The following is a 10,240-nucleotide window of genomic DNA, read 5'->3' as shown; positions in this document are numbered from 1 at the left end:
AAGACCTTTCGACCACGCCCATAATAGCTTCAAAAGTGAACAAAATAGCTTTTTGCGACTTGAAGGATTATTTTTACTTTATAAGAGATAATTCTATCATGACGAGCAAAGGCGATATTAAAGATTTAATTATATTTAATATCCTAGACGAGCTAAAAAAATATTTCCGCGATGATAAAGATATCGTAAAATCCATAGAGATCAGAAAGCTCAGAGACGCATTTATGACCTTTTATAAATTTAAGGATAATTTAGACGATTTAGGCAGGGGCACTCTAATAAAAATGGATAAGATAATAAAAAACAATTCCGCGATCGCGCTGAAAGATAAAAATTCTAAGACGCAGGATAGGATCGGGGTTATTATATATAATTTATTAGGATTAAAAGCCTATCTAAAATTTAGAGAGATAGCTCTTTGGGTTAGAAAAAATATCTCTAAATAGACAATGAGTTAAAATATGTACACTTTATACGCAATTTTTATATTTTATTTTTTTGCCGCTTTGACGTATGCTATTTCGATACGATATAGGCAGATTAGGCCGCAGTTATACTATGTTTTTGTGTCTATCTTTTTCATTTTGGTAGCGTTTCAAGATAATTACGGAACCGATTATAAGATGTATACATTTTTATTTTTAGGAGCTGACGGCAATATACCATATCCTCTATATCCTCCATATAAGGGATTAATCATGTATGCCTTAATAAATTTCTTACAGCATTTAACCACTAATTATATATTATTTTTTGCCATTTGGGCCTTAGTGCAAACGATTACTTTAAATTATATGGTAAAGGCGTATAATAAATTTTACTATTTCGATGATAAACTTCAAATTTTAACATATATATTATTTACATTATCGTTTTTCGCTATGTCTTTTAATGCGCTCAGATCGGTTATCGCTACGACGCTAATACCGATAATTTTCATTTTATATTATGAGCGTGAGATTTTAAAATCCTTCGCATTGACTGCCATAGGCTCTTTGTTTCATCCGACCATCATCCTCGTAATTCCTCTATTTTTAATATTTCCTCTATTTAAAAAGCACTATAAAGTTTCTTTAACGATCTTTGCGTTTATTCTATTTTTTATATTCAATAGGATAGGTATTATTCAAATAACTGCGGAGTTTATCCATAGCCATCTGCCTTCCAATATCTACACGGATTATCTAGCTTCTTATCATATGAAGCCTTATAGCGAAAGTATTTTTAGCTATTTGGGCATCTATTTTATCCTTTTTACGAATATACTATCTATGCTGTTTTATAAAAAAGAGACGGATAAAAAGAGCATATTTTTATACAATCTCGCGTATTTTGCGGCGCTGCTGCGGATTTTATTTTACGGCATCCCTATTTTAGGCAGAGTTTATCTGCTATTTAGCGTTTTTGAATTTTTTATCCCCTACGTTTTATTTAAAAATTTAAACACAAAAAAGACCTTCTACTTGGGGTATTTTATCCTGATAGCTTTTTTTATCACCGTGATAAAATATCTATTATTCAATAACAGAGTCTCGTTTTGAAAAAAATTTTTATTATAGGCGGTGCCGCTCCTATGATGATAAATTTCAGGAAGGAATTTATCATAAAGCTCGCCGGGCAAAATTTTAAAATTTATTGCCTAGCCGGCGACTACGACGATACTTCACGCAGCAGGATCAAAGAGCTCGGCGCGACGGCTTTGGATTACAAGCTAAATTCTAAAGGATTAAATCCGCTTGGTGATGCTCTTGCGGTATATGATTTGATAAGGCTCATTAAAAAATATCAGCCGGATATAGTATTTAGCTTTTTCGTAAAGCCCGTAATTTTTGGCACCATAGCGGCAAAATTAGCGGGGGTGCCGCGTATCGTCGGTATGCTTGAGGGGCTGGGCGGGGCTTTTACTTTGCATAAAAACGGATCTTCGGCCAAGACGAAATTTATAAAATTTATTCAAATTTTGCTTTATAAGCTTAGCCTTCCTCTACTCGATAAGCTCATCTTATTAAATAGCGACGATAAAAAAGACCTCATTGATAGATATAAAATCGGCGTAAAAAGTGTTGAAATTTTAGGCGGTATTGGGGTCGACCTGGCTAAATTTAAATACTCTCAAGCGCCTGCAGAGCCCGTGAGTTTTATATTTGTAGCCAGGCTTTTGGCGGAGAAGGGGGTGTTTGAGTATCTACGGGCCGCAAAGATTATAAAGCAAAAGCACAAAGAGGTGAAATTTTATATTTTGGGCTCCTTTGACGAGACAAATCCTTTCGGTCTGAAAAAACGGCAGCTAGATATGTATCTAAACGATGACATCGTGATATATCCGGGCTTTGTGGATAATGTGGATGAGTGGATCGCTAGCTCTAGCGTGTTTGTGTTGCCATCGTACAGGGAGGGTTTTCCTAGAAGTACGCAAGAGGCGATGGCGATAGGTAGAGCGGTTATCACGACTGATAGCGTGGGTTGCAAAGAGACGGTCATAGATGGATTGAACGGCTTTTTGGTGCCGCCGTACGAATATGAAGCCCTGGTGCGGAAGATGGAGTATTTTATACAAAATCCAGGAACGATCGATACAATGGGGCTAGAGAGCAGGAGGATTGCGGAGAAAAAATTTGATGTTCATAAGGCAAACGATAGGCTTTTAAAGATGGTTTTGGGAGATCAAATTTCATAAACCCTTTTTTCTGATCATAACGGCGATCGTCATGAGGATTGTCTTGATCTCCAGCCACAGCGACCAGTATTTGATGTAGTAGAGATCATACATTAGTTTTTGTTTGGCGTCTTCAATATTTTCTCCATATGGATAATTGACTTGTGCCCAGCCGGTGATGCCGGGGCGGACCAGATGGCGTTCGTTGTAATAGGGGATCGCTTTTTCGTAGTTTCTGACCAAAATATCCCATTCCGCGCGAGGCCCGATCAGGTGCATATCTCCGCGCAGTACGTTGATGCACTGCGGCAGCTCGTCCATCCTGGTCTTTCTCATAAATTTGCCGAACTCAAACACCCTACTATCGTTTTTCTGCGTGTATGGTTTATGAACGCAATGCTCGTGCATGGTTCGAAATTTATAACATCTGAAATTTTTCAAATTTAGTCCTACGCGATTTTGGATGAAGTATAATTTCCCCGGCGATTGCTCGTCTATCTTCTTTTTTACGTGAAATTTGATCGCAAAAAATATAACGTACAGGATCGCTCCGCCTATGTAGTCTATGACGCGCTTCGTGGCGTACTCGAAGTCGTTATACGGCCTAATATTGCTTAAAAATTCCAAATCCCTATCGTCTTCGGGGATATAGCATTTATGAAAGAATTTTTCTAAAAATTTTTCAATAGTTAGAATTTTGAGCCGCTTGTGATTGAAACGAAACTGCAAGAGCGTAAGGAATTTTATCATTTTGGGATCTATAAATTCTTTGGTGTTTATGATCAGAAATTTATAATTGTGATTTTTAAGTAGGTTTTCGATCTGTAGCTGGACCTCTGCAAAGGGGCGAGCGGCGTATTTTACGATGTCGACCTTATCGAATTTTTTATTAAGCCTTCCTAGCTCCGCGTCGGTAAATTTGTATTTTTCACCAAGAATTAGCATGCTTTTACCGCTTTTGCCTTTCGTAAAATTTTGTTATTTTAGCATTGTTGTGTTAAAAGATATTTAATTCGCGATTGCTTTTTGTCTAAGCATGGGTTCATTGAAGATATATGGGGTGGTGGTTAGAGGCAGAATCGAACTGCCGACACGCAGATTTTCAGTCTGCTGCTCTACCGACTGAGCTATCCAACCACCGAAAAAGAAAAGTAATTTTATCCATGCAATACTTAAATCTCGGTTAAAATTCTCGATTTTCGCTAGATTTTTGCACGTTGCGCTCGGAAACAGCCAAATTTACTCAGTTAAAATTTTATAAATTTCAGTAGCGAAAAATATTGCTTATGCGGCAATTTGCAATAATCAAAAAGGGCTATCGATCTAAAAAGCAAAGAGGTATAAAATTTTACTATTTAGCCGACTTTGCAAATTATTCGCTTGGTTTTAGGCTGTGCAAATTGGATAAATTGGTGCTAGAAGATAGCATTGTTTTAAATTTACGCGTATAACGGACAGCTGGGAGCGATTGGTTAAATTTAGCATCGAAAATTGGCTTTAATTTGGACTTGACGAAGCATCTTTATAAACATCGCGCTCAGGCTAATAGTGTGCATAGGGATGTTTACTTCGGGATTGAATTTATTTAGATATCTGCGCAACAGAAGCGTTGAAATTTTAAAATACGATTGCAAATGTATTAATAAAGGCTCGACCTGATCCATCTAAACTTGATATACTTATCTATCCGAGTTGTGCGACTTGTTTTTTAAATAGCTCGCCGCGTTCAGCGTAGCTTTTAAATTGATCCAAACTGGCACATGCAGGGCTTAACAGCGCTATTTCGCTCGCAGAATGTATGGAATTTTTAAAATTTTCGAAATTTTTAGAATTCTGCGAATTCCGAGTTTCACCGTCGTTTGTGCGGCGTTTCGGCGAATAGGCGTCGTCGCTTGCGGCAGATGAGCCGCCCCCTTCATACGGCGTATTTTCGCCGATCTTTGCGCTTTCTTTTGCCTTGCTGTCGCCGTCACACCTGCTATCCGTGCTTGAATTTTGTACTTTCAATTCGCTTGCGCCGCTTTTTTCAAAATCCGCGCCTCGGTACCGATTCGAAATTTCGCTCACCGCCGTTTGCAAAATTTCGCAGCGCACGCAAGTAAGTTTGTATTCGTCGCACAAACGCACGATTTTATCGGTATTTGAGCCGATTGCGTAAATTTGCAGATCGTATTTTTTAAACTCCGCAAAAAGCGGGTGCAGATCCACGCCTTTATCGTCGCCGCCAAGGATCAGATGTATTTTGCGTCCCGCGTAACGCTTTAGCGCCTGCGCGCACGCATCGATGTTGGTAGCCTTCGTGTCATTGACCCAGATCCTGCCGCGCGCGTCGGTAAATTCCTCTAGTTTATTGCCCTCGATCACGAAGTCGTTTAGTCGCGCGACGTCGCATCTGTCGAATAAAATTTTCTCCACGCACAGCGCCAAAAGCGCGTCGATCAAAAACGGCGTGCGGAATTTTATCTCGCCTAAATCGATGCCGAATTTTTGCGCCAGATCCGCTTCGTCTTCGTAGCAGATCACGCGGGCTAGGCTATTTTGCGCGGCAGCGGAGCTTTCGTAGGCGCGCGGGATTAGCGCCACGGAGCCTTCGCGCATCGCTAGCAGGGGCGAGAGTTTGGCGCGCTCATACTCCGCGAAATCGCCGTGCCAGCTGAGATGATCGGGCGTGATCGCAAGCAGCACGTAGATGTCGGGACGCGCGTGCTTGGTGTAGTGCAGCGTAAACGAGCTTGTCTCCAGCACCCAAATTTCGGCACTTTTATCAAGTTTTGCAAGCGGAACGCCCACGTTACCGCCCATTTGCGAGCCGTATCGCTCAAGTAGGTGCTGCATCATCTTCGTCGTCGTGGTCTTGCCGTTCGTGCCGCTGATCCAAATTTTAAGGCCTTTGTAATCGTCGAAATAATCGTATTCGCTGATTAAATTTCGTGCCTTTCGCACCATCTCGTGATGCGGCGGGAAGCCTGGACTTGGGATTTCAAGCTCGCTTGCGGCGGGATCGAACTCGCTCGGGTTTAAAAGCGCGTTGCCGAACTCGTCCAGCTTCGGCGCACCCGAAGAAATTTCAAATTTATCGTCGTAGATCTCCCAGCCGCCTTCGTCGCGGCAGTGCTCGGCAATCGCTCTGGTCGTAAGCCCGTAGCCAAATAGCGATTTTTTCATTTTTCTCCCCTTTTGCCCCATAAAATTTGAGTTATCTCATCCGCGCTAAGCTCTCTCATTTCGCCGTTCCGCTCGCATCTTTCAAAAAGCCGCGGATCGTAAGTATCCTTAAAATTTAACTTTAAAAACTCGGTAAAATATCCGCCGTCTGCGGTAAAATTAGGACGGTAGTAAAAGGCATCTAAAAAGTCGTCGTCAAATTTGCGCGGCTCAAAAGTGCTCATCCGCTCCACGATCTCGCGCAGTTCGTCCTTCGTGATATCTAGCACTAATTGCGGCTCCGGTAGTGCGATATCGAAAGCTAAATTTTCCGCGTCGTCCGCTTCCCACCACTCCCAAAGATCAAATTTACTCATATCTTTGCCCGTGATTTCGTGTAGCGTCGCCTCTAGCTCGCGGTATTTTGCGCCGTCAGGATCGCCGTTATCGTCGCAGTAAGCCGTGTAGGCTAAAATTTGCTTTAAAATTTCGCCGTATTTTTCGCGCGCCGTTTCGAAGTCGGGTTCAATTTGCGCTCGCATTTCATCTCAATTTCAGCGACGTCAGCGCTATGATATTTGCGATCAGCGCGATGATCCAAAAGCGGATGATGATTTTGTTTTCGACCCAGCCTTTAAGCTCGAAATGGTGGTGTATCGGCGCCATCAGGAAAATTCTGCGTTTGAAAATTTTAAAGCTGCCCACCTGCAAGATCACGCTGAGCGTTTCGATGACGAAGACAAAGCCGATCATTATGAGTAAAATTTCATTCTTCGTGATGACCGCGCAGTATCCTAAAAACGCTCCTACGCTGAGGCTGCCGCTATCGCCCATAAAGACTTCGGCGGGGTAGCAGTTGAACCACAAAAACCCAAGCAGCGCACCGATTAGCGCCGAAACGATGATGCAGACCTCGCCCGCGCCCGCGACGCGCGGTAGCAAGAGATACTGCGAGTAGATCGCATGCCCGCAGAGATAGGCGAACACGCCCAAGCTGCAGAGCGAAAATACCGACGGAATGGTTGCTAATCCGTCCAGGCCGTCGGTTAAATTTACCGCATTTGAGCTCGCGCTTATCACGATCGTCCAAAACAGCGGCGCGAAGATCCATAAATTTAGCAGAGGGTATTTGAAAAACGGCACGAAAAATTCCCCGCCCAGGTCGCTAAAAACATAAAGCGTAGCCCCGATCAGAAACGCCAAGAAATTTTGCAGTGCAAATTTAGCCCGCGCACTAAGGCCTGCGTGGTTTTGGCGGCCTAAAATTTTAGAGATATCATCCTTAAAGCCTATGTAGCCGAAGCCTACCAAACAAAGCAGCCCGCAGAGCACGAAGACGTTGTTTAGCTTGGCGCACAGCAGGCTTGCGAGTACCGCGGCGGTAACGAAAACTAGCCCGCCCATCGTGGGGGTTTTGCTCTTTTTCTGATGGTTTTGCGGCGCGAGCTCGTAGATGGGCTGCGCGGCGTGTCTAGCTTGCGCCCAGCGGATAAACCGCGGCATAGCCCAGACCGAAAAACAAAAAGCGATAAAAAACGCAAGACCTGCGCGCGCGGTGATGTATTGGAAAAAATTTATATTCGTAATATGATAGAGATAATAAAACAAAGTTTGCCTTTTAAATTTTATGAAATTTTATATGAAAATGCGCATTTTAGTATAAAAGAGGTAAAATTTAGCTTTTAGGGCGGATGAAATTTTGCCGCATTTGCCAAAAGAAAGTATAATGTCGCTCGTAAAAACAGCGCCGCAAACCTGCCTCAAAAGGCCTGCGCGGCGAAATTTAGACGAAATTTAGGAGCCAAAATGAGGCAAAAGACGATTTTACTCATCACCGACGGCATCGGCTTTAACGCGAGCGATAAATTTAACGCGTTTGCAAACGCGTTAAAGCCCGCCTACGATTATCTTTTTAAAAACGTGCCCAATACGCTACTGCACACTTCCGGGCTTGCCGTGGGCTTGCCGCAGGGGCAGATGGGAAACAGCGAAGTAGGGCATATGACGATCGGAAGCGGCAGAATTCTGTATCAAAACCTAGTCAAAATCGATCGCGCGATCGATGAGGGCTCGCTTGAGAAAAACGAAGCGCTGCAAAGCCTGCTGGAAAAATGCCGCAGAGTGCACGTCATAGGGCTTTACAGCGACGGCGGCGTGCATTCGCATCTGCGCCATTTCGACGCGATCTGCGAGATAGCGCAGAATGCAGGTTGCGAGACCTGGGCGCACGCTATCACCGACGGGCGCGACGTTTCGCCGAGCAGCGGGGCGGAATTTTTAAAGCGTCTACAAGCTAAATTTAAAGTCGGCAGCGTGAGCGGGCGCTTTTACGCGATGGATCGCGACAAGCGCTTTGACCGCGTAAAGCGCGCTTACGACGTGCTTTTAGGCGCAGCGGCGCCGCTTGAAATTTCGCCTAGCGAGTACATGCTGCAAAGCTACGAGCGCGGCGTGAGCGACGAGTTTATCGAGCCTGCGAGCTTTAACGGCTTTAGCGGTATCGGCGTGGACGACGGAGTGATTTTTATAAATTTTAGAAACGACCGCGCTAGAGAGCTTTGCGCGGCTTTAGGCGATGAGAATTTTAGCGAATTCAAGCGAAAGTTCGTCGTGCAAAATTTAATCACGATGAGCGAATACGACGCGAACTTTAAATTTCCTCTGCTATTTGAGAAGCCCGTGCTTAAAAACACGCTTTGCGAAGTGATCGCGGAAGCCGGTCTTACGCAGCTTCACACCGCCGAGACCGAAAAATACGCCCACGTGACGTTTTTCTTTAACGGCGGCGTCGAGGAGCCGCTTCCGAACGAAACTCGCGTGCTAATCCCGAGCCCCAAAGTAAAAACCTACGACGAGCAGCCGCAGATGAGCGCGCCCGCGGTATGCGACGCGGTGATCCGCGGCATCGAAGCGGGGATCGATTTCATCGTCGTAAATTTCGCAAACGGCGATATGGTTGGACACACGGGCAACTACGACGCCGCGGTAAAGGCGGTCGAGGCGGTGGATGAGTGCATCGGTAAAATTTTAAACGCTGCAAGAGCGCACGATTACGCCTATGTCCAGATCAGCGATCACGGCAATTGTGAAGCGATGAGAGACGCGGACGGCGAAATTTTAACCAACCACACGACGTTTGACGTATTTTGTTTCGTCGCGGGCGAGGGCGTGCGCGAGCTAAAAAGCGGACTTGGGCTTAGCAACGTCGCAGCGACCGTGCTAAAGCTAATGGGGCTATCAAAGCCCGCGGAGATGGATGAAGCGCTATTTTGAAATTTAAACGACGCAGCTCGCGAGCAGATTTAAACTGCTAAAATTTAGGTAAATTTGGATAAATTTACGCTATAGAGATTAAAATTTTAATAAAAGGACAAGTATGAAATTTAGCGGAAAAAATGTTTTAATCACGGGCGCGAGCCGCGGTATCGGCGCGCAGATCGCAAGGACTTTGGCGTCTTACGGGCTTAAGGTGTGGATCAATTATCGCTCAAACCCCGAGCCTGCCGACACGCTGCTAGAGGAGATCCGCGCAAACGGCGGAGAGGGCGCCGTGATAAGATTTGACGCGACGAACGAGGCGGAATTTAGCGAGGCGCTAAGCTTGATCGCGCAAAGCGACGGCGAACTAAGCTATCTCGTAAATAACGCGGGTATCACGAACGACAAGCTCGCGCTTAGGATGAAGCTGGAAGACTTCATGGGCGTAATCGAAGCAAATTTAAGCAGCGCCTTCATCGGCTGCCGCGAAGCCCTAAAACTAATGAGTAAAAAGCGCTTCGGCGCGGTCGTAAACATCGCCTCGATCGTCGGCGAAATGGGAAACGCCGGACAGGTCAATTACAGCGCGAGCAAGGGCGGAATGATCGCGATGAGTAAGAGTTTCGCAAAAGAGGGCGCAGCGCGCGGAATCCGCTTCAACTGCATAACTCCGGGCTTCATCGCTACGGATATGACGGACGCGCTAAGCGACGACGTAAAAGCAAGCTACGAAGCGAGCATCCCGCTTAAGCGTCTCGGAAGCACGAGCGACGTCGCCGAAGGAGTTGCGTTTTTGCTTAGCGATGGCGCGGGCTATATTACGGGAGAGTCGCTTAAAATCAACGGCGGGCTCTATATGTAGCGTTAAATAGCGGAATTTAAGGTTAAATATTATAGAATTACGCGGTATTTTTTTAAAGGAGTGCTAAAATGGCAGTATTTGAAGATGTAAGAGACGTAGTTGTAGAGCAACTAAGCGTTAGCCCGGATCAGGTTAAGCTAGATTCGAAAATTATCGAGGATTTGGGCGCGGACTCTCTTGACGTAGTTGAGCTTGTAATGGCTTTAGAGGAAAAATTCGGTATCGAGATCCCCGATAGCGAGTCCGAAAAATTAGTAAGCATTAAAGACGTAGTAGATTATATAGAAAATTTGCCTAAGAAATAAAATTTTAAGGAAGCG

The 10,240-nt window shown here is 44.6% G+C and carries 9 protein-coding genes, 1 tRNA gene and 1 pseudogene; 6 read left to right on the top strand and 5 right to left on the bottom strand.

Going from position 1 to position 10,240, the window contains the following annotated elements:
• From Q0174_RS08940 to Q0174_RS08930, 3 genes are all read left to right on the top strand, one after another.
• Positions 1-446: hypothetical protein (locus Q0174_RS08940; RefSeq protein ID WP_298043400.1), on the top strand; the 446-nt coding region annotated here is incomplete at its 5' end.
• 15 nt (positions 447-461) lie between these two features.
• The gene (locus Q0174_RS08935) at positions 462-1,541 is read left to right on the top strand and encodes an EpsG family protein (protein WP_298043399.1); all 1,080 of its coding nucleotides are present in this window, start codon (positions 462-464) and stop codon (positions 1,539-1,541) included.
• Positions 1,538-2,677: a glycosyltransferase family 4 protein gene (locus Q0174_RS08930; protein WP_298043397.1), complete on the top strand. Its 1,140-nt coding sequence runs from the start codon at positions 1,538-1,540 to the stop codon at positions 2,675-2,677. The genes Q0174_RS08935 and Q0174_RS08930 overlap by 4 nt, the downstream gene beginning before the upstream one ends.
• Here the strand turns inward: Q0174_RS08930 and Q0174_RS08925 are convergent.
• From Q0174_RS08925 to mraY, 5 genes and pseudogenes are all read right to left on the bottom strand, one after another.
• Entirely contained in the window at positions 2,672-3,601 is a 930-nt protein-coding gene (locus tag Q0174_RS08925) for a sugar transferase (RefSeq protein WP_298043396.1), read from the bottom strand. The genes Q0174_RS08930 and Q0174_RS08925 overlap by 6 nt on opposite strands.
• A gap of 116 nt (positions 3,602-3,717) precedes the next feature.
• Positions 3,718-3,793 (bottom strand) — tRNA-Phe (locus Q0174_RS08920).
• Between the two features lie 903 nt (positions 3,794-4,696).
• Positions 4,697-5,821: pseudogene (gene murD / locus Q0174_RS08915) on the bottom strand (UDP-N-acetylmuramoyl-L-alanine--D-glutamate ligase); the annotation flags it as partial.
• Positions 5,818-6,342: a hypothetical protein gene (locus tag Q0174_RS08910; RefSeq protein WP_298043395.1), complete on the bottom strand. Its 525-nt coding sequence runs from the start codon at positions 6,340-6,342 to the stop codon at positions 5,818-5,820. The gene Q0174_RS08910 and the pseudogene murD, both read right to left, overlap by 4 nt.
• A gap of 1 nt (position 6,343) precedes the next feature.
• Positions 6,344-7,408 carry a phospho-N-acetylmuramoyl-pentapeptide-transferase gene (gene mraY, locus Q0174_RS08905; protein WP_298043393.1) on the bottom strand — a complete coding sequence of 355 codons (1,065 nt, stop codon included), beginning with the start codon at positions 7,406-7,408 and terminating at the stop codon, positions 6,344-6,346.
• A 198-nt stretch (positions 7,409-7,606) separates the two neighbouring features.
• Between mraY and gpmI the strand changes: the two genes are divergently transcribed.
• The 3 genes from gpmI (at position 7,607) to acpP (ending at position 10,225) form a co-directional block, all read left to right on the top strand.
• On the top strand, positions 7,607-9,073 hold the full coding sequence (gene gpmI / locus Q0174_RS08900; protein ID WP_298043391.1) for a 2,3-bisphosphoglycerate-independent phosphoglycerate mutase: 1,467 nt from the start codon (positions 7,607-7,609) through the stop codon (positions 9,071-9,073).
• 103 nt (positions 9,074-9,176) lie between these two features.
• Entirely contained in the window at positions 9,177-9,920 is a 744-nt protein-coding gene (gene fabG / locus Q0174_RS08895) for a 3-oxoacyl-ACP reductase FabG (RefSeq protein WP_298043389.1), read from the top strand.
• 68 nt (positions 9,921-9,988) lie between these two features.
• The gene (gene acpP / locus Q0174_RS08890; protein WP_005873350.1) at positions 9,989-10,225 is read left to right on the top strand and encodes an acyl carrier protein; all 237 of its coding nucleotides are present in this window, start codon (positions 9,989-9,991) and stop codon (positions 10,223-10,225) included.
• The last annotated feature ends 15 nt before the right edge of the window (positions 10,226-10,240 follow it).

It is taken from the genome of uncultured Campylobacter sp., from assembly GCF_937996225.1.
GTDB lineage: Bacteria > Campylobacterota > Campylobacteria > Campylobacterales > Campylobacteraceae > Campylobacter_B.
This window is presented reverse-complemented; position numbering and strand designations above follow the sequence as displayed.

What these genes read in the sequence shown, in the direction of transcription:
- Q0174_RS08935 (WP_298043399.1), top strand. Translation starts at nt 462, where the DNA reads ATGTACACTTTATACGCAATTTTTATATTTTATTTTTTTGCCGCTTTG.
- acpP (WP_005873350.1), top strand. Translation starts at nt 9,989, where the DNA reads ATGGCAGTATTTGAAGATGTAAGAGACGTAGTTGTAGAGCAACTAAGC.
- fabG (WP_298043389.1), top strand. Translation starts at nt 9,177, where the DNA reads ATGAAATTTAGCGGAAAAAATGTTTTAATCACGGGCGCGAGCCGCGGT.
- Q0174_RS08910 (WP_298043395.1), bottom strand. Translation starts at nt 6,342, where the DNA reads ATGCGAGCGCAAATTGAACCCGACTTCGAAACGGCGCGCGAAAAATAC.
- gpmI (WP_298043391.1), top strand. Translation starts at nt 7,607, where the DNA reads ATGAGGCAAAAGACGATTTTACTCATCACCGACGGCATCGGCTTTAAC.
- Q0174_RS08925 (WP_298043396.1), bottom strand. Translation starts at nt 3,601, where the DNA reads ATGCTAATTCTTGGTGAAAAATACAAATTTACCGACGCGGAGCTAGGA.